General features: G+C 64.4%; 14 protein-coding genes. 8 read left to right on the top strand and 6 right to left on the bottom strand.

What is annotated here, in order from left to right; all coding sequences use genetic code 11:
* Window positions 1-7 precede the first annotated feature (7 nt).
* Entirely contained in the window at window positions 8-940 is a 933-nt protein-coding gene (locus CHB96_RS12100; protein ID WP_089246413.1) for an adenosine deaminase, read from the top strand.
* A 6-nt stretch (window positions 941-946) separates the two neighbouring features.
* On the opposite strand, the gene CHB96_RS12095 is transcribed toward CHB96_RS12100, so the two are convergent.
* Together CHB96_RS12095 and CHB96_RS12090 are read right to left on the bottom strand one after the other, a co-directional pair.
* The gene (locus CHB96_RS12095; RefSeq protein WP_089246411.1) at window positions 947-2,443 is read right to left on the bottom strand and encodes a molybdopterin-dependent oxidoreductase; all 1,497 of its coding nucleotides are present in this window, start codon (window positions 2,441-2,443) and stop codon (window positions 947-949) included.
* Window positions 2,444-2,449: 6 nt separating this feature from the next.
* Entirely contained in the window at window positions 2,450-3,778 is a 1,329-nt protein-coding gene (locus tag CHB96_RS12090) for a D-arabinono-1,4-lactone oxidase (protein ID WP_089246409.1), read from the bottom strand.
* 77 nt (window positions 3,779-3,855) lie between these two features.
* Here CHB96_RS12090 and CHB96_RS12085 point away from each other — a divergent pair, with 77 nt between their 5' ends.
* Both CHB96_RS12085 and CHB96_RS12080 read left to right on the top strand, forming a co-directional pair.
* A complete protein-coding gene (locus CHB96_RS12085; RefSeq protein ID WP_089246407.1) occupies window positions 3,856-4,488 on the top strand; it encodes a TetR/AcrR family transcriptional regulator in 633 nt (210 codons plus the stop codon).
* 34 nt (window positions 4,489-4,522) lie between these two features.
* Window positions 4,523-5,707: an amino acid deaminase/aldolase gene (locus CHB96_RS12080; RefSeq protein ID WP_245865522.1), complete on the top strand. Its 1,185-nt coding sequence runs from the start codon at window positions 4,523-4,525 to the stop codon at window positions 5,705-5,707.
* Here CHB96_RS12080 and CHB96_RS12075 read toward each other — a convergent pair.
* Window positions 5,704-9,090: a TM0106 family RecB-like putative nuclease gene (locus tag CHB96_RS12075; protein WP_089246758.1), complete on the bottom strand. Its 3,387-nt coding sequence runs from the start codon at window positions 9,088-9,090 to the stop codon at window positions 5,704-5,706. The genes CHB96_RS12080 and CHB96_RS12075 overlap by 4 nt on opposite strands.
* 56 nt (window positions 9,091-9,146) lie before the next feature.
* On the opposite strand from CHB96_RS12075, the gene CHB96_RS12070 reads away from it, so the two are divergent.
* Window positions 9,147-9,761, top strand: coding sequence for an alpha/beta hydrolase (locus CHB96_RS12070; protein WP_089246403.1), 615 nt, complete (start codon window positions 9,147-9,149; stop codon window positions 9,759-9,761).
* Between the two features lie 69 nt (window positions 9,762-9,830).
* Here the strand turns inward: CHB96_RS12070 and CHB96_RS12065 are convergent, their stop codons facing one another.
* The gene (locus CHB96_RS12065; RefSeq protein ID WP_176444262.1) at window positions 9,831-11,618 is read right to left on the bottom strand and encodes an AMP-dependent synthetase/ligase; all 1,788 of its coding nucleotides are present in this window, start codon (window positions 11,616-11,618) and stop codon (window positions 9,831-9,833) included.
* A gap of 178 nt (window positions 11,619-11,796) precedes the next feature.
* Window positions 11,797-12,414 (bottom strand): phosphoribosyltransferase, encoded by a 618-nt coding sequence (locus CHB96_RS12060; RefSeq protein ID WP_089246754.1) that lies wholly within the window; start codon window positions 12,412-12,414, stop codon window positions 11,797-11,799.
* Between the two features lie 93 nt (window positions 12,415-12,507).
* On the opposite strand from CHB96_RS12060, the gene CHB96_RS12055 reads away from it, so the two are divergent.
* A complete protein-coding gene (locus CHB96_RS12055) occupies window positions 12,508-14,301 on the top strand; it encodes a DEAD/DEAH box helicase (protein WP_245865519.1) in 1,794 nt (597 codons plus the stop codon).
* Between the two features lie 496 nt (window positions 14,302-14,797).
* Here CHB96_RS12055 and CHB96_RS12050 read toward each other — a convergent pair whose 3' ends face one another.
* A complete protein-coding gene (locus CHB96_RS12050; protein WP_089246401.1) occupies window positions 14,798-16,360 on the bottom strand; it encodes a S1C family serine protease in 1,563 nt (520 codons plus the stop codon).
* Window positions 16,361-16,485: 125 nt separating this feature from the next.
* Between CHB96_RS12050 and CHB96_RS12045 the strand changes: the two genes are divergently transcribed.
* The 3 genes from CHB96_RS12045 to CHB96_RS12040 all read left to right on the top strand — a co-directional run bounded on the left by CHB96_RS12045 (window position 16,486) and on the right by CHB96_RS12040 (window position 18,558).
* Window positions 16,486-16,824 (top strand): hypothetical protein, encoded by a 339-nt coding sequence (locus tag CHB96_RS12045; RefSeq protein WP_089246399.1) that lies wholly within the window; start codon window positions 16,486-16,488, stop codon window positions 16,822-16,824.
* A complete protein-coding gene (locus CHB96_RS29670) occupies window positions 16,811-16,984 on the top strand; it encodes a hypothetical protein (protein WP_176444261.1) in 174 nt (57 codons plus the stop codon). The genes CHB96_RS12045 and CHB96_RS29670 overlap by 14 nt, the downstream gene beginning before the upstream one ends.
* A gap of 74 nt (window positions 16,985-17,058) precedes the next feature.
* Complete coding sequence (locus tag CHB96_RS12040) at window positions 17,059-18,558, top strand: carboxylesterase/lipase family protein (RefSeq protein WP_176444260.1); 1,500 nt, start codon at window positions 17,059-17,061, stop codon at window positions 18,556-18,558.
* Window positions 18,559-18,650 lie beyond the last annotated feature (92 nt).

Raw genomic sequence — 18,650 nt, 5'->3', positions numbered from 1 at the left:
CGTCGGGATGACTACCCCGCTCGCCGAACTGCACATGCACATCGAAGGATCGCTCGAACCGGAGCAGATTTTCGCACTCGCCGAGCGCAACGGGATTGCGTTGCCGTACAACGATATCGACGAGTTGCGAGCGCGGTACGAGTTCACGGATCTGCAGTCGTTCCTGGACTTGTACTACGCCAACATGTCGGTCCTGCGGACTGCAGAGGATTTCGCGGACCTCGCGCGTGCGTATTTCGCCAGGGCTTCAGCGGGTGGCGTCACGCACGCCGAGATCTTCTTCGATCCGCAGGCGCACACGTCCAGGGGTGTGGCGCTCGAGGCCGTCGTCGAGGGGTTGGCGGACGCGTCGGCGTCGAGCGAGCGCGAGTTCGGCGTCAAGAGTGGGCTCATCGCGTCGATCCTGCGTGACAAGCCGGTTCTGCATGCCAACAAGCTCCTCGACGATCTGTTGGAGCTGAAGGCCCCGATCATCGGTCTCGGTCTCGATTCCGCGGAGATGGGCTTTCCGCCGTCGTTGTTCGTGGACGTGTTCGCCAAAGCGCGCGCCGAGGGCCTTCGCGTCGTCGCGCATGCGGGGGAGGAGGGCCCGTCGGAGTACATCTGGCAGGCCCTCGATCTTCTGAAAGTCGAGCGCATCGATCACGGTATTCGCTGCCTGGACGATGATGCTCTCGTGACCAGGCTCGTCGACGAGGAGATTCCGTTGACGGTCTGCCCGCTGTCGAACGTGCGTCTGCAGGTCACTCCGGATCTGCGAGACCATCCGATCCGGAACATGATCGAGCGTGGCCTGGTCGTCACCGTCAACTCGGACGATCCGGCGTACTTCGGTGGCTACGTCGACGACAACTTCGCAGCACTGACGGACACGCTCGGCCTGACCGATCGTGAACGAGAGATCCTGTACGACAACAGCATCAAGGCCTCGTTCATCTGAGGCTGTTCATCTGACGGTGACGAACGCCTTCGGGTAGCCGGTTGCCCCGTCGGGCACGGTGTCGGCGGTCATCGACGTCTGGATGTCGCCGTTGCCGTCGGTGGCCCTGGCCCGGATGGTGTGCTCGCCCGGGGCGGCGTCCCACTCGTAGATCCATTGGCGCCACGTGTCTTTCGAGTATTCCTCCGACAACGTTGCGGCGACCCAGTTGCCGTCGTCGATCTGCACGTCGACACCGGAAATCCCGGTGTGTTGGTGCCACGCGACGCCTGCGATCACGACGGTTCCTGCATCGACGGCGGCACCTGGACGAGGGGTGTCGATGCGCGAGGCCGTCTTGATCGGGCCGCGTTCACCCCAGCCGCGATCGGTCCAGTACGCGCTGGCCTTGTCGAAGCGCGTGATCTCGAGGTCGGTGACCCACTTGGTCGCCGACACGTAGCCGTACAGTCCCGGCACGACCAATCGAGCCGGGTAGCCGTGCTCCACCGGCAGCGGCTGGCCGTTCATGCCGACCGCGAGCAACGCGTCCCGGCCGTCGAGCAGTACATCGAGAGGCGTTCCCGCGGTGAAGGCATCGTGGCTCGACGACAGCACCATGTCGGCGCCGTCCTGAATGCCGGCTTCTTCGAGAATGTCCTTGAGCGGGTAGCCGATCCACGTCGCGTTGCCCACGAGATCGCCGCCGACGATGTTGGACACGCACGTCAACGTCACGGTGCGTTCGACGGCCTGCCTGGACGCGAGGTCGGCGAACGTGATCTCCAGCTCACGGTCGACCATCCCGTGAATCCGCAACGACCAACTCTCCGAATCGACCTGTGGCACGACCAAGGCCGTGTCGATGCGGTAGAAATCCTCGTTCGGCGTGATGTACGACGCTACCCCGTCGATCCGCAGGTCAGCACCCGCCGGAATCGGGGGCGCAGGCGTCGGCGTCGGGAGTCGGAACCCGAGACGGTTGGCCGTGACGTCGCGGGCCTGCAGCATCAGTCGGCCCGCGGTCCCTGCCGCGACGGCGACGACTCCTGCGGCGACGGCGAGGCCGAGGAAATTCCGGCGAGACATGCCGTCGGCGACGGGTTCTTTCGTTCTCAGTAGCGCGTTCAGCACGACGATCCCAGCGGCAACCCCGACGATCGTGGGGATGGCCGACAGCGGCGTGGACGTCGACCGCGTGACTGCAGCGAGAACTCCTACCGCACCGAGGACGCCGAACAGCACGGCACCCCACGGTGGTCGCAGAAGACCGGCCAACGCCGAGATCAACGCGATCACCAGCGCCATTCCGACGAACAGCGCTGTCTTGTCCGACGTTCCGAACGTCCCGATCGCCCATTCCCGCACCGCCTCGGGGGTGTTGTCGACCACGGCGGATCCGACGGCGACGAACGGGGATGCGCTCGATCCGAACGGAACGGCGACGAGCTCCCCGACGCCGAGGATCACTGCAGCGGCGAGAATTCCGGCAAGGGCCTTCGGCCCATGTGCATAGAAATACATAACCCACTATGTACTTCCGTGCACATGCAGCGTAGCGGCCACATATTCGTTCCCGAACACACGACCCGGATCCAGCTTGTCCCTCACCGCGACGAAGTCGGCGAACCGCGGGTACATCTCGGCGAAATCGCAGGCCACCAGCGAATGCAACTTCCCCCAGTGCGGCCGGCCGCCGACGCTGCGGGCGATTTTCTCGACGGCGTCGAAGTACTCGCGATGGTCCCGTCGGTGGTACTGATGCACCGCGATGTAGGCGCTGTCGCGGCCGTGGGCAGTCGAGAGCCAGATGTCGTCGGCGGCGGCGAAGCGCACTTCGACGGGAAAGGCGACCGCGAATCCCGACGTCTGCAGCCAGCGGTCCACCTCTCGCAGCACGTACGCGATGGACTCAGCCGGAACCGCATATTCCATCTCACGAAAACGAACCGTGCGCGACGACGCGAACACGCGATAACTGCGGTCGGTGAACTCTCGTGCCGACAGTGCTCGTGCAGAGAATGCGTTGACGCGCGGAATGGCCGAAGGAAAACGTGTCACAGCCCGGTTGACGACCTCGAACGCGCGATTCGACAGCAACTCGTCGTCGACATAGGCCCGCACCTTGCCGAGCGGAGCTAGTGGACTGCCGGCAGACAGCCGCGCGTTGGTTTTCGTCAGCACCCGATCCGTGTGGGGAAACCAGTAGAACTCGAAGTGGTCCACCTGGTCGACGACGTCCTGCAGCGACGACAGGGTCCCGGTCAGAGTCGCAGGCGCCTCGACGGCGTGCAGCACGAACGCCGGTTCGCATCGAAGCGTCACCGTCGTGATGATCCCCAGAGCCCCGAGTCCGACGCGGGCCGCGTCGAACAGTTCCGGGTCCGTCTCGCGTGAGCACTCGACGACGCGGCCGTCGGCGGTCACCAGTTCCAGTGCTGTGACCTGCGTCGAGATGCCGCCGAAGCGGGCCCCGGTGCCGTGCGTTCCGGTCGAGATCGCCCCTGCGATCGACTGCTCGTCGATGTCGCCGAGGTTCGTCATGGCCAACCCGAGGTCCCACAGCAGGGGGCTCAACTCGCGAAGGCGCGTTCCGGCGAGCACGGTCACCGAGGCGCCGCCGTCGGGCAGAGGCGCGACCGATTCGATTCCCGTCATCCGATCGAGATTCACGTGGATTCCGTCGGTCACCGCGATCGACGTGAAGGAGTGACCTGCCCCGACACACTTGACGCGCAGTCCGGTTTCGGCGGCGCGCAAGACCGTGCGTCGCAGTTCGTCGACGGTTCCCGGACTCACGGACTCCTGTGGGCGAGCAGTCTGATTTCCAGCCCAGTTTCTCCACTCGACCTCGCTCATCGGTCAACTATGAATGCGCACCGCCGAGGAGGTCAATTACCTCTCCACCGGCACCGTCCGTGCTTACTATCAGGGGCATGCAGACCCGGCTGTCGGCGGACGCAAGGCGTGCACAGTTGGTCGCCGCCGCCGTCGACCGCGCCGAACGGGTCGGAATCGAAGCACTCACGGTCCGCGGTGTGGCCGAAGAAGCCGGTGTGAGCCAGGGATCGGTCTACTACTGGTTCGATTCCAAGGAGTCGCTCGTCATCGCGATGGGTGAGGGTCTCGTCGTCGACGTGACCAGTGCACTGCAAGCTGCGTTCACCGACTCGGTCAACCTGCCGGGCGTGCCCGGTCTCCGTGAACTCGTGCACAGTGGCCTCACCGCCATCTGGCCGATCGTCGAGAAGACCGCGGACCGGCAACTGCTGTCCTACGAGATCAAGACCTACCTGCTGCGCCACCGTGCGCTCGGCTCGGAGCTCGCCGCGTCGATCGCAACGGGGCAGTACCGGATCCGCGACACCGAAACCTTGAGGTTCTTCGAGCATTGCGCCGAACACACCGGAACGCGATGGATCGAACCGATCGACGCCGTTGCGAGGTTCGGCATGGCGACGGTCGACGGGCTCATTCTGCGGTGGCTGGTCGACCACGACGACGTCGCCGTCATCGCAGCTCTCGACGACCTGTCCGGCATCATCGCGTCCAAGGCTGTAGAAGTGTGACATCACACTTCTCACCGACAAGGACGTAACCCGCGTGACCGCACTCGACCGTATCGCCTCGGCCACCGAGGCGCTCGAACCACCGTTCGCTGCCGTCGACGCCATCGCGCTCGACGCCAATTCCGCCGAGCTGACCCGTCGGGCAGGCGGAAAGCCGGTGCGGGTCGCATCCAAGTCCGTCCGCACCCGCGCCGTTCTCGAGCGTGTCCTCGGCCCGGATTTCACTGCGCGAGAAGGCTTTCGCGGACTGATGACGTACTCACCGGCCGAGGCGCTCTGGCTTGCCGGTCTCGGCGCACAGGACGTCCTGATGGGATATCCGACGGTCGACGACGCCGCGATCGCCGCGATCTCTCGCGACCGAGTGCTGTCCGGCCGCATCACACTGATGGTCGACGACACCAAGCACCTCGACATCATCCGCGCAGCCGCAGGCTCGGACCGACTCAAGCCGCGCGTATGCATCGACGTCGACGCATCGCTGCGGCTCGGGCCCCTGCACCTCGGGGTGCGTCGGTCACCGCTGCGCGAGCCTGCGCAGGTCGCCCGATTCGCGCGCGAGGCGAAGGACCGTGGATTCCGCGTCGTCGGACTCATGTTCTACGAGGCGCAGATTGCGGGGTTGCCGGACTCGAACTTCGCCGTCGAGCTCGTCAAACGTGCGTCGGCCGCTGAATTACGCACGCGCAGAAAGGCCGTCGTCGACGCGGTGCAGGACGCCGTCGGCGATCTGGAGTTCGTCAACAGCGGGGGCACCGGTTCGCTCGAGGTCAGCAGTGCTGATCCCGTCGTGACGGAGGTGACGGCGGGCTCGGGACTGTTCTCACCGACTCTGTTCGATCGCTACAAGGCGTTCGAGTCGAATCCCGCTCTGTATTTTGCGCTGTCGGTCGTCCGAACCCCGACTCCGAAGGTGGCCACGGCATTCGGTGGTGGTTACATCGCGTCGGGGCCTGCATCGACGTCGCGGCTGCCGTCGCCGATCGCGTTCGGCAGCAGCGTGGTTCGCGGCGGCCTGAAACTTCTCCGAAACGAAGGTGCGGGGGAGGTGCAGACACCCGTCACCGGTACCGGCATCTCGATCGGTGACAGGATCTGGTTCCGCCACGCCAAGGCGGGTGAGGTCTGCGAGCGATTCGACGCGCTGCACATCGTCGAGTCCGACGGCCGCGTCACCACCGTGCCGACCTACCGCGGCGAGGGAAAGAACTTCGGTTAGCCGTCGCTGAGCGCCATGAATGCGCCCAGCATTTCGAGGCCGTCCGGTGTCGACGGGAGATACTGCGTCAACGTCGACGACTGTACGAGCAACGCGGCCCACTGTCCGCGCGAGATCGCGACGTTGAGCCGGTTCTTCGACAGCAGAAAGCCTGCGCCACGGGGTGATTCACCGAGGTTCGACGCGGTCATCGACACGATCGCGATGGGCGCCTCACGTCCCTGGAACTTGTCGACGGTACCGACGAGAACGTCGTCCAGTCCGGCGTCGTCGAGATGTTCGCGAATGCGGTTCACCTGGGCGTTGTACGGAGCGACGACGATGAAGTCGGTGGGCTCGAGTCCGCGGCTGCCGTCGTGGGTCTTGGGATCGGTCCACTGCGCACCGAGCAGCTTCTCGATCTGTCGACGGATCTCGTCGGCCTCCTCAGGGGAGTCCGTGGTGTTCGCGTGATGCTCGACGTAGACGGTGTGCAGACCTGGACGAAGGCCGACGAGGGTGCGCTGTAGCGTGTGCGCTTCGTTGGAGAAGAGTTTTCCCTCGTAGGACAGGGCGGAGACAGGTGCGCACAGATCGGGATGCATGCGCCACGTTCGGCTGAGGAAGTAACCGCGGTCCGCCGGTAGCGCGCCGTGGCCTGCCGACAGCCAGCCGAGCGCCGACTCGTCGACGGGCTCGGGGTGTGTGCCCTGGCTCACCTGGGGCAGCTGCTGAGGATCGCCGAGCAGCAACAGGTTTCGTGACGACTGCGCGACGGCGATGGTGTTCGCCAGTGAATACTGCCCGGCCTCGTCGATGACGAGCAGATCGAGCGCGCCCGGTTCCACACGCTTCGCATTCGAGAAATCCCACGCCGTGCCGCCGACGACGCAGCCGTCGGCGGCGTCCGCGACGAAGCTCGGGTAGTCGCCCTCTTTCAGCTCGGTGAGCCCGTCCGGCGCTTTCTTCTTGCCGATCAGCTCCACCGGTACACCGGCTTTCGCGATGCCCTGCAGCAAGTTGTCGACGACCGAATGTGATTGCGCGACAACGCCGATCCGCCACCGATGGTCGAGGACCAACGACGAGATGACGGCCGCCGCTGTATAGGTCTTGCCGGTCCCGGGTGGGCCCTGCACCGCAAGATACGAGTTGTCCAGGTCGAGGAGAGCGGCGCGGATCGCACCGATGTAGTCGCTGTCCGTGGCCCGGGGGAGCGGCTCACCGGACAGAGTTCTGGGTGCCGAACGCGAGACCAGATCGGCGACGGCAGTGTGAGGCAGTATCGGAAGCGCGCTCTGAACATGTTCTGCCGCAAGCGCTATGGCTGCTTCCATGCTCGCCGTCGGAATCGGCGACGTCGGCGCCAGTGCCATCGGGAGGTCGGCATAGGCGTCGGCACCCGCGACGAGCTTCTCCTCGACCACCACGAACGTGTCGCCGAATTCCACCACGTCGCCGCGGCTGCATGCTCGATAGGTCGGATTCGGTTGTTCGAGCCCGTCGGGAGCGGGCACGTCGTACAACAGCCGCACCGATGTGTCGGCGCCCCCGTGTCCGGTCAGTCGGAGACGTCGTCGCAACAATTTCTGCCGCGGCGTCGTCTTCGCCCACTCGGATTCGACCGTACCGGTTTCGATCGTGAACACGTCTGCCGCTTCGGCCCATTCGTCGACGGGCTTCTGCAGTCGGTCGAAGTGCGCCCACCAGAACGGCTTTCGTTCCCGACGGTGGTAGCCGATGGAACCACCGTAGAGCGCGACCGCCTGCTGGATCTCGTTCCGTTCACCGATGCCTGCGAACTCGCGGAGTGACTGTTCGAGCGGCGTCGCCTGGTCGTCGATCTCGAGCGGGATCTCGGCGATCGGCCGGGGTGCGACACCTGCTTCGGATGCTCTGTCCAGCAACCAATCTCGCAATCGGATTGTGGAGACACAGTCGTATTCGTTGTAGTCGGCGATCGCCGACAGCAGTGCGTCTGCCTCCTCGGTCCGGCCTTCGTCGCGTAGGTCGCACCAGTTGGCGTACTCGACGATCGACGCGGCAGCATTGGTGACGTCGCCGTCTCGGCTCGCCGGCATGTACAGCGGTTCGAGTTTCTTGATGCTGTAGGACCTTTCGCCGATCCGCAGCGACGACCGCACCACGGGGTACAGGTCGACGAGCACGTTCTGCCGCAACAGATTGTCGACGATGTCCTCGCCGACGCCGTAGCGTCCGGCGAGCCGCAGAAGGGCGGTCTTCTCGTAGGCCGCGTAGTGGTAGACGTGCATCCCGGGGAACTGTCTGCGTCGCGAAGTGACGTACTCGAGGAAATCCATGAGCGCCTGGCGTTCCTGCGCGCGGTCGTGTGCCCAGAACGGAAGGAAGGTCCCGTCGACCTCGAGCACGCCGAACAGGTACTCGAGGCCCCATTCGGTCGAGCCAGGCTCGGCCCACAAGGGATCGCCCTCGAAGTCGAAGAAGATGTCGCCCGGATCCGGCTCGGGGATGACGCCGAGTGCGTCGGCGTCGTGGATCTCGTATTCTGCGACGCCGCTGTCGGCTTGTTTCGCCTGCAGAGCGGCCTGTGACCGCAGGTTCGTCAGCATGCGCGACGACATGCCGTCGACGGGGCCGTCGTGCGCTGCGAGCATCCTGGTCGTGGTGATACCCGCGTCGATCAGGTGCGCACGGTGGCCGCCGCTGAGTCCCGCGACGAGAAGAAGGTCGTCACGCGCGACCACTTGTTCCTCGCAGGCGTCGCACCGGCCGCAGGCGGTATACCTCGGATCGGCCCAGTCGACAGGTGCGTCGTCGGCGACGTGCTGATCGAGTATGTCCTCGAGGTGCGCTCGCTGACGACGGAAGACGGGCAGCAGATCCTTGCGCGCATGGTCGGTCGTCGTGCCGTCACCGAGCATCAGATGCAGCGAGTCCGCGACCTCGATGCCGTTTCTCTCCAGCGCGTCTGCATATGCGGCGAGCTGCAGCAACGCCGGGACGCGGGCGTACCGGGACAACTTGGTGTCGTACACCGAGTAGCCGTGATCCTCCTTGACGAGGAAGTCGCAGAAACCGAGGAACCGGCCGTCGAAGAACGTTGCCTGATACAGGACGTCGTATCCCCACAGCGCTGTCTCGATGGTGGCTGCGTTCGCGTCTGCGTAGGCGAGGCGGGTGCGCTCGGGCCGCGGCATGATCGACACTCCGGCGCCGAACGTCTTCTGGAACGCCTCCAACTGTCGACGTTCGTGGTCGAATCCGAGCGACGACGTGCGCTCCAACATCGGATCGGCCTCGGTGCGCACGGCCTCGACGCGGCCCAGATGTGCGTCGAGCGTGCGCAGCATGGCGTACTCGCAGACGGCCGCCGCCGAGAGGTCGCTCGCGCTGTAGACAACCTGGTCGTCGAGGAGGAACACGCGCATAACTGTAGGGGAATGCAACGACACGAAACCGAACCAGGCAAAATAGCCCAATGCCGTTTTTCGAAGGAGTCACCGGTGCTGTCCACTATCGATCATGGACGACGGCACATCCCCGTCTAGTTCTGGTGTTTCTCCACGGTCTCGGCCAGAACAGCGGGAACTACCATCGCTTCGCTCGGGTGCTGAACGCAGAGAACATCGATGTGTGGGCCGTCGATCATGTCGGCCACGGGCTGACCGAGGGCGAGCTGTCCGACGCGTCGCAGATCGGTGGTCTCGCCGACAACGCTCTGCAACTTGCCGAGATCGCCAGGTCCGAGAGGACGGGTGTTCCGATGGCACTGATGGGTCACTCGCTCGGTGCCGCGACGGCGATCGCGGCGCTGCACAAGGATCCGGATCATTTCGTCTCGGCCGTGCTGTGCGGAACGCCGACGTCGACGACGGGAAAGGCGTCCGACCTCAACACCTCGACGGTGCCGCTGCTGGCGATGCATGGAGTCGACGACCGAATGGCACCCATCGACGCGGTCCGTGCGTGGATTCCGTCGGTTCCCGGCGCGCGTCTGCGAGAGTTCGAGAACGCAGGCCACGATCTACTGCACGAGAAGGTGCATCGCACGGTGTCGCTCGAGGCTGCGGATTTCCTGCTCAGCTACGTATAGCACTCGCGAGATCGAAGTTGTGCACGAAAATCGGCTGAATACTGTGCACAACTTCGATCTCGACGAATATCAGCTGTAGATCGACTCGATCTCGGCCCCACGCTCGGAGTGGATGATGTTGCGCTTGAGCTTCATCGTCGGCGTGAGCTCGCCGGTCTCGACGGTGAAGTCGAGCTCCAGGATCTTGTACTTCTTGATCTGCTCGGCCTTGGAGACCTTCTTGTTCGCGTCGGCAACGGCCTGATCGATCTCGGCGACGAGGTCGGCGTGTGTGGACAGTTCCGCGAACGCGATGCCGTCGGTGATGCCGTTGCGTTCCTTCCAGCCGGGCAGCGCCTCGGGATCGAGGGTGATCAGCGCGCCGATGAACGGCTTCGCATCGCCGACGACGAGGCACTGGCTGATGAGCGCGTGCGCACGCAGTGCATCTTCGAGAACAGCGGGTGCGACGTTCTTGCCACCCGCGGTGACGATGATTTCCTTCTTGCGGCCCGTGATGGAGACGAACCCGTCCTGGTCGATCGATCCGAGGTCACCGGTGTGGAACCAACCGTCGACGATCGATTCGGCGGTGGCCTTGTCGTTGTGCCAGTAGCCGCCGAAGACGACCGGTCCCTTGACCAGCAGCTCGCCGTCTTCGGCGATCTTCGCGGCGTGACCGTTGATGGGCTTGCCGACACTGCCGACTCGCTGGTCCTTGGTGGTGTTCACCGTGACGGCCGCGCTGGTCTCCGTCAGGCCGTAGCCCTCGTAGACCGGGATGCCGACGCCGCGGAAGAAGTGGCCGAGACGCGCGCCGAGCGCAGCGCCACCGGACACGGCACGGTCGCATTCGCCGCCGAGCGCCGCGCGGAGCTTGGAGTAGACGAGCTTGTCGAACACCGTGTGCTTGAGGTTCAGCAGCAGACCTGCGCCGCCCTTGTCCTGCGCCTCGCTCCACTCGATCGCGGTAGCCGCAGCCTTGTCGAAGATCTTGCCCTTGCCACCGTCGTGCGCCTTCTGCTTCGCCGAGTTGTAGACCTTCTCGAACACACGCGGTACCGACAGGATGAAGTTCGGCTTGAAGAGGGCGAACTGATCGAGCAGCGTCGTCACGTCGGACGTGTGGCCGACGGTGGTCTTCGACTCGAAGGCGCCGAACGAGATGGCACGCGCGAACACGTGGGCCATCGGCAGGAACATCAGCGTCCGCCTGCCCTCCTTCATGGCGTCGCCGAGTGCGAGCTGAACGGCCTTGGTCTCGGCGTAGAAGTTGGAGTGCGTCAGCTGGACACCCTTGGGGCGACCGGTGGTTCCCGACGTGTAGATCAAGGTCGCGGGCGACGTCGCGGTGACCTGGCCACGGCGAGCATGCAGGTCGTCGTCGCTGACGTCGGCGCCACGGGTGGTCAGTTCGTCGAGAGCGCCCGCGTCGATCTGCAGAACCTCGCGCAGCTCGGCCGCACCTTCGGTGACGTCCTTCAGTGCTTCGGCGTGCGCGGGCGATTCGACGACGAGGAGCTTGGTGGACGAGTCCTCGAGGATCCACTGAGCTTGGTCGGGCGACGACGTCTCGTAGATGGCGACGGTGCAGCCACCCGCGGTCCAGATGGCGTAGTCCAGAACGACCCACTCGTACCGAGTGGCAGAAAGAATTGCGACGCGGTCGCCGAGCTCGATGCCCGACGCGATGAGACCCTTGGCGACGCCCTTCACCTCACGCGCGAACTGCGCCGCGGTGACGTCGCTCCACGCGCCGTCGACCAGGCGCTGGAACGGAACGAGGTTCGGGGACTCCTTCTCGTATCGGAACACGGTATCGGCCATCGAGGCATCGTCTGGAATGGTGAACGATGCCGGCACAGAATATTCGCGCACTTGAATCCCCTCCGAAAAACTGACGTATTGGTGTGCATTTCATCACATTATGGGTCGTAGTGCACTACCGATGGTTGTCCGGTTTGCGAATTTTCGACCTGGCGTGCGGAGTTATGTGTGACTCGCAGTGCACAATAACGGTAATCCGCAGCATTTTCGACTGTGAGTGTCGATTGGATCACGTAAGCAGGGCGGTCACTTCGTCGTCGGTCAGCTGGTGAAAATCGCCGTACGCAGCGCCGACGCCACTGAGAGTCGAATCGACGCGGCACAGGACCTCGTCCACGAGCGGCCGGACTCGGGCCACGGCATCGGGGGATGCGACCGGGACCGCGAGCACGATCCCGGCCGCGCCCTCGGCGGCAGCGACGCGGCATGCGGCTTCCGCGGTCGCGCCCGTCGCCATCCCGTCGTCGACGACGATCGCGAGCCTGCCGACGCGTGAGCGTGGCCCATGCCGCCGCCACCGATGTGCGCGACGCACGAGCTCGATCTCTTCCTGCCGTCGAACGAGGTCGATGTCGTCGGCCGAGATCTGCATCCGATCGATGACGTGCTGATTGAGAATCACGATGTCGTTCTCGCCGATCGCGCCCATCGCCAGTTCGGGCTGATGGGGAACCCCGAGCTTGCGGACAGGGATCACGTCGAGCTCGGCGTCGAGCGCGGAAGCGATCTCGGCGGCGACGGGCACGCCCCCGCGCGGGAGCGCCAGAATCAACGGATTCCGGTCCCTGAAACGGTCCAGATCCTTCGCCAGAATCCGGCCGGCTTCGGTGCGATCGGTGAACATCATCGCCTTCGACGCTAGAGCTGCGGTCGGTCGTTCGCGGGCGAATCCGGCCACTCGGTCAAGGATGTTCGTGACAGGGACTAAACTCGGCTGTATATGAGCACAACAGAGCCGAACCAGGATGCCGCCGTGACGAAAGACGAGTCCAGTTCCACCAGCCCGGATTCGTCCGACGACAACGCACAGGCGACGTTCGCGGACCTCGGCATCGACGAGAGGGTTCTGAAGGCGCTCCACGCCGTCGGTTACGAAACCCCGTCGCCGATCCAGGCTGCCACCATTCCGCCGTTGATGAACGGCAGCGACGTCGTCGGACTCGCGCAGACCGGCACGGGCAAGACCGCCGCCTTCGCCATTCCGATCCTGTCGCGCCTCGACGTCGAACGCCGGGTGCCGCAGGCGCTCGTGCTGGCTCCGACGCGTGAGCTCGCACTGCAGGTGGCCGAGGCCTTCGGCAAGTACGCGGCCAACATCCCCGGCCTGCACATCCTCCCGATCTACGGTGGCCAGGCCTACGGCATCCAGCTGTCGGGGTTGCGTAAGGGCGCACAGATCATCGTCGGAACGCCCGGTCGTGTCATCGATCACCTCGAAAAGGGCACGCTCGACCTGTCGCAGCTCGAGTACCTCGTTCTCGACGAGGCCGACGAGATGCTCAAGATGGGCTTCCAAGACGACGTCGAACGCATCCTCTCCGACACCCCCGAGTACAAGCAGGTCGCATTGTTCTCGGCGACCATGCCGCCCGCGATTCGCAAGATCTCCAAGCAGTACCTACACGATCCGGTCGAGATCACCGTCAAGACCAAGACCTCGACGGCTCCCAACATCACGCAGCGGTACGTGCAGGTCGCGCATCAGCGCAAGCTCGAGGCGCTCACTCGAATCTTCGAGGTCGAAGAGTTCGAGGCGATGATCATGTTCGTCCGGACCAAACAGGCCACCGAAGAGCTCGCCGACAAGCTGCGGGCCCGCGGGTTCTCGGCTGCGGCGATCAACGGTGACATCGTGCAGGCCCAACGTGAGCGCACCATCGGCCAGCTCAAGAACGGCCAGATCGACGTGCTCGTCGCGACCGACGTCGCCGCTCGTGGCCTCGACGTCGAACGTATCTCGCACGTCATCAACTACGACATTCCGCACGACACCGAGTCGTACGTTCACCGCATCGGTCGTACCGGCCGCGCCGGCCGCGCGGGCGAGGCTCTGCTGTTCGTCGCTCCGCGGGAGCGTCATCTGCTCAAGGCGATCGAGCGTGCGACGCGTCAGCCCATCACCGAGATGCAGCTGCCGAGCGTCGAGGACGTCAATGCGCAGCGCGTGCAGAAGTTCGGCGATTCGATCACCGAGAGCTTGAACTCGGAGAATCTCGGACTGTTCCGCAAGCTGATCGAGGACTACGAGCGTGAGCACGACATTCCGCTCGCCGACATCGCCGCAGCTCTGGCAGTACAGTCCCGCGACGGCGAGGAGTTCCTGCTCAAGCCCGAGCCGCCGGCCCCGCCGCGTGCGCCCCGCGAGAAGCGCGAGCCGCGGCCTCCCCGCAGCTTCGACGAGGATGCGGCCAGCTCGCATCACCGCAAGACCGGCCAGGAGATGGCGACGTACCGCATCGCCGTCGGCAAGCGGCATCACGTCGCACCGGGTGCCATCGTCGGCGCAATTGCGAACGAAGGTGGCCTACGCCGAAGCGATTTCGGGCACATCAGTATTCGGCCCGACCACTCGCTCGTGGAACTGCCTGCCGATCTCGCGGACGAAACCGTGGAAGCGTTGCGGCGCACCCGAATCAGTGGTGTGCTGATTCAGCTCCAGCCCGACCAGGGTCCTCCCGGTGGGCGTCCTCCGCGTGGTGGCGGCAAGTTCAAGGGTCGGCGCCCGCGCGACTGAGCGTTTGTCGAATGGGACAACGGAAGCCTCGGATCAATTCGATCCGAGGCTTCCGTCATTTCAAAACCGCACGTCTGTTATTACGCGTCAGCTGATCCGCTGAAGAAGTCCAAAGCGCCGAACAAATCGGAGAAGGCGCCGAAGAAGTCGGACAAGAATGCGAGGTCGAACATGGTGAACTCCTTGAAATGAGGGGGTGTGGAGCTGGCGCGTCGGTACGCCGAACTTCAGGGTAAACCCTCATCCCGCGACCGAGTAGTGCGTGGCGAAACAATTCCGAAATAAGATAAATATTCTATAAATAAAGACCATTCGGATTTCCTCGCCTTGTGTGGACCGAAAACCCACCCCCGTGGACCGAATGTGACATTCGGTCACTCTGAGTGACCGAAGGAGGCCCTCGCTCACCGAGGGTCCGCCCCCCCCTTACGCCGAGATCGAAGTTACGTCCCGAATTCGCTGGGAAACGGGACGTAACTTCGATCTCGGTAGAGGGTCAGAGCGTGACGGTGAAGCTGTTCATCACTCGGTCGGCGGCGTCGAGGTCGGCGTCGCTGTTGGCCTGCACCGCGACGAGTGTCAGGTATCGACCCGAATCCGCCTGTGCAGCAACGAGAATGTACGTTGCGGCGGTCTCTCCGCAGCCGGTCCAGACCTCGAACCGTCCGGTGTGCAGTGCGTCGCTGTAATCTTCGCGTCCGGTCGAGACGCATCCCGACTGCGGCAGTGACGCCGTCGCCCAATTCAGCAAATCCTCGGGCGACGAGTTGGCCACCGCGGTGTCCGATGCCATCACCGATGTGCCGACGGCGCCCCAACCACCCTGGTACTGAGCAAGATTCGCGCTGGCTTCGACGCCGAAGAAGTAGTTGTTGCGGTCGTCGACGAACTTGCTGCCGTCCACCTGGTTCCATGCCGCCGGGACGTCGACGCTGACGACACCGTCGTTGTCCTCGACCATCGTGAATCCGCCTGTGCTCGTGGGTGACACGCTGCTTCCGTTCGACGGAGTCGACACCCGTGAGGACACGGTCGTCGTCTCCTCGATGGCGTCACCGTTGAACTGTCCGCGCAGGTACGAGTCGCTCGACGGGCGGTAGACCTCGACCGACAGCGTCGCATCCTGGCCGTGAGTGCGCAGGACACTGCAGTAATCGGCCATCGTGCCGTCGGTCCCGAGGGTGACGCCTTCCATGCTGGTCAGCAGGTCGCCGGCTTCGATTCCGGCCTTGTCTGCAGAGGATCCCGACGCAACCGAGTTGACCCAGACGCCGAGCCCGGTGCCCTCGTCGTCGGTCAGCGCTTCGCCGTTGATGCCGAGGCTGAGGACGTTCTGTCCGCTCTTGAGGTCGTCGACGACGTTCTGCACTTCGTCGCGATGGATGGCCATGTTGGTGTCGTACTTGTCGTTACCCGCATAGTTGACACCGACGAGTCGGCCGTCGGGATCGACGAGGGGGCCACCGGAATTGCCGCTGCGAATCTTCGCGTCGTGCTCGATGACGTGATCGAGCGATGCCCACGGCGTGTCACCGGCAGTGTCCGCCTTGGAGACGATGCCCTTGGTCATCGTGAACGTCGGATCGCCGAGCGGGTAACCGGCAGCGTAGATTTCGTCGGCGGTGTCGATGGCTCCCTCGTGGAAGGCGACGAACGGGAAGTCGTCGCCTTCGAGCTTCACGACGGCCAGATCGAGGCATTCCGACGATCCGACGACGCGGGCACCGAGTGTGTCGCTCTGGTCTCCGCCTCGCCAGACCTTCAATGTGCCTGCGCCGGTGACGACGTGGTTGTTGGTGAGGGCGTAACCGTCGGACGAGATCAGGAAACCGGAACCGCGTCCGGCGGCTTCGTAGCCACCTTCCTGCGGGGATACGAAGGTGCCGAGGGCCTCGAGCTGGATCGTCGCGGATTGCAGATCCTTGAACTCGACGGCCCCGTCGGGACTCGCCTCGGCGTCGCCGCCGGTGCCGATGGAGAAGGAACATGCGGACAGGAGTGCGGCGCCGGCGACCATGGCCAGTGCGGCTGCAGATGCTCTGCGGGCTGTTGTTGTCATGGTGGGAACTGTGGCCGCACCTACTTGGAGACCGGTTGGAAGGGACTTGGAGCGACGGTTTCTTGTCGGTGCGATCCTCTACTGTCCCGGCAATCCCCCGCCCGGACCGGCAGGAAGGCCGTCATTTGCCCGCACAAACCTGGATCACCCTGATCATCGGTGTGTTCGGCGTCGCCGGTGTCATCGGCACCATCAGACAGCGCACCGTTGCCGACGCACGCGCACAAGCGTGGCAGCGCATTACCTGGTGTCTCGACCGGACTGTCAGGGACAACACGAATGAAGTCGAACTCGGCTGGCGTCTGTACAGCACCCTGACCCGGTCCAAGCTCATCACCCCGACCGAGCAGGAGGTTTTGACGGAGGCGGCGGAGTTCGCAGCCGAAAGACGGCTGGCGCGGATCGCTGCAGCGGAGGAGACTGAATCCAAGAATTCCGAGGAGGGGCGCAATGACTGCAACTGAAAACGACACCTCTCAGCGGCAAGACTGGCTGCGCGAAGCAGCGGCAGCCGCACGCGCTGCGATCGACATGCGTCAACGCGCCGGTCGCGAAGTTCCCTCTTGGCTGCGCGATGCCGCCGCTGGTCGTCCGACTGCTGGGCCTGATCGGATCGGGAGCTAGCGCGACAATCGTCACGTCCCACGCTTGGAGGGGCGAGCTGTGGCGTTTCTCGGAACTGTGGAGCCCTCGGACACATGGCGAGGCATGATTGCACGGTGATCGCGAGGACTCGGTACGGCCAGGTCGAAGGCATCGTCGACGACGGTATCGCCGTCTGGAAGGGCATCCCGTATGCGGCGCCGCCCATCGGGGCGCTGCGGTTACGAGCCCCGACGAAGCCCGAGTCGTGGACGGGAGTGCGCTCAGCGACCGAGTTCGGGCACATCGCACCGCAGAGCGCGCAGGGTCCGATGCCGATCGATCCCGGTCTGACCCTCGGCGAGGACTGTCTGACGCTGAATGTCTGGGCGCCGGACAACGCGGATGATCTGCCGGTGATGGTGTGGATCCATGGCGGCGCGTACTTCATCGGGTCGTCGGCGCAACGCATGTTCGACGGCCACAATCTGGTCCGACAGGGTCGCGTCGTACTCGTGACGATCAATTATCGGCTCGGTGCACTCGGTTTCCTGGACTTCTCGTCGTTCGGGGATTTCGATTCCAATCTCGGTCTACGGGACCAGATCGCCGCACTCGAGTGGGTGCGCGACAACATCGACGCATTCGGTGGGGACCCGTCGAACGTCACTCTGTTCGGTGAATCCGCGGGTGGTGGCGCCGTGACGACACTGCTGACCTCGCCTGCAGCCGCGGGGCTGTTTCACCGTGCCATCGCCGAGAGCTCGCCGGCGACATCGGTCTACGGGGCGGCGAGGGCGTCGTCGATCGCGGAGCGTTTTCTCGAACTGGCAGATGTGAAGCCGGACCGGTTGCGCGAGCTGTCCGTCGACGAGTTCGTTCGTGTCGGCGCCGAGTTGGTCCAGGACATCCCGTCGAAGGTGCCCGGAACACTCGCGGTGGCACCGACGGTGGACGGCGACGTCGTACCCCATTACCCGGTGGCATCGTTCCAGAAGGGGAGGCAGTCGCAGGTGCCTCTGCTTATCGGGACCAACCGTGACGAAGCGTCGCTGTTCAAGCTGATGAAGTCGCCACTGATGCCGATCACACCGGACAAGATTCACGAGATGTTCCAGGCAATCGCCGCTGATCACCCGCAACTGCCGGAGGATGAGGAAGCGGAGATCGCGCTCGCATACCCGCACTATCCGTCCAGGAAGACAGCGATGGAGATTTCCCGGGATGCGGCGTTCCGCATGCCGACGCTGTGGATCGCCGAAGCGCACAGCCGACTCGCGCCGACGTACGTGTACCGCTTCGATCATGCGTCTCCGCTGTTCAGACTGACCGGTATCGGCGCGACGCACGGGACGGAAGTGCCGTACGTGTTCGGTAACTTCGGCGTGATCCCGAAGGATCCGACGTACAAACTCGGTGGTCGGAAGGCTGCGAAGATCGTCGCGCGGCGCATGCAGCAGCGGTGGATCGACTTCGCGCACGGCAGGCAGCCGTGGACGTCGTACGACGAGACGTCGCGGACCACGCTGCTCATCGACAAGGAGGACCGAGAGGTCGACGACCCGGACTTCGAGCTCCGCCGGGCGTGGGGGGAAGAGGTCGTGGCCTTCTCCTGAAACCCATGTGCATAGAAATACATAGCCCACTACGTATTTCTATGCACATGGGTTGGTAGGTTTGCCTCACCTACCCTGTCGCACTTAGAGTT

Origin of the sequence: Rhodococcoides kyotonense, assembly GCF_900188125.1 — a bacterium.
Taxonomy (GTDB): Bacteria; Actinomycetota; Actinomycetes; order Mycobacteriales; family Mycobacteriaceae; genus Rhodococcoides; species Rhodococcoides kyotonense.
Note: the sequence above shows the minus strand (reverse complement) of the source record. Positions and strands in the feature narration are given on the sequence as shown.

Bases quoted from the DNA above. Each gene is read 5' to 3' on its own strand.
- CHB96_RS12085 (WP_089246407.1), top strand. From the start codon at position 3,856: ATGCAGACCCGGCTGTCGGCGGACGCAAGGCGTGCACAGTTGGTCGCC.
- CHB96_RS29670 (WP_176444261.1), top strand. From the start codon at position 16,811: ATGACTGCAACTGAAAACGACACCTCTCAGCGGCAAGACTGGCTGCGC.
- CHB96_RS12095 (WP_089246411.1), bottom strand. From the start codon at position 2,443: ATGTATTTCTATGCACATGGGCCGAAGGCCCTTGCCGGAATTCTCGCC.
- CHB96_RS12050 (WP_089246401.1), bottom strand. From the start codon at position 16,360: ATGACAACAACAGCCCGCAGAGCATCTGCAGCCGCACTGGCCATGGTC.
- CHB96_RS12040 (WP_176444260.1), top strand. From the start codon at position 17,059: ATGGCGAGGCATGATTGCACGGTGATCGCGAGGACTCGGTACGGCCAG.
- CHB96_RS12100 (WP_089246413.1), top strand. From the start codon at position 8: ATGACTACCCCGCTCGCCGAACTGCACATGCACATCGAAGGATCGCTC.
- CHB96_RS12070 (WP_089246403.1), top strand. From the start codon at position 9,147: ATGCCGTTTTTCGAAGGAGTCACCGGTGCTGTCCACTATCGATCATGG.
- CHB96_RS12060 (WP_089246754.1), bottom strand. From the start codon at position 12,414: ATGATGTTCACCGATCGCACCGAAGCCGGCCGGATTCTGGCGAAGGAT.
- CHB96_RS12055 (WP_245865519.1), top strand. From the start codon at position 12,508: ATGAGCACAACAGAGCCGAACCAGGATGCCGCCGTGACGAAAGACGAG.
- CHB96_RS12090 (WP_089246409.1), bottom strand. From the start codon at position 3,778: ATGAGCGAGGTCGAGTGGAGAAACTGGGCTGGAAATCAGACTGCTCGC.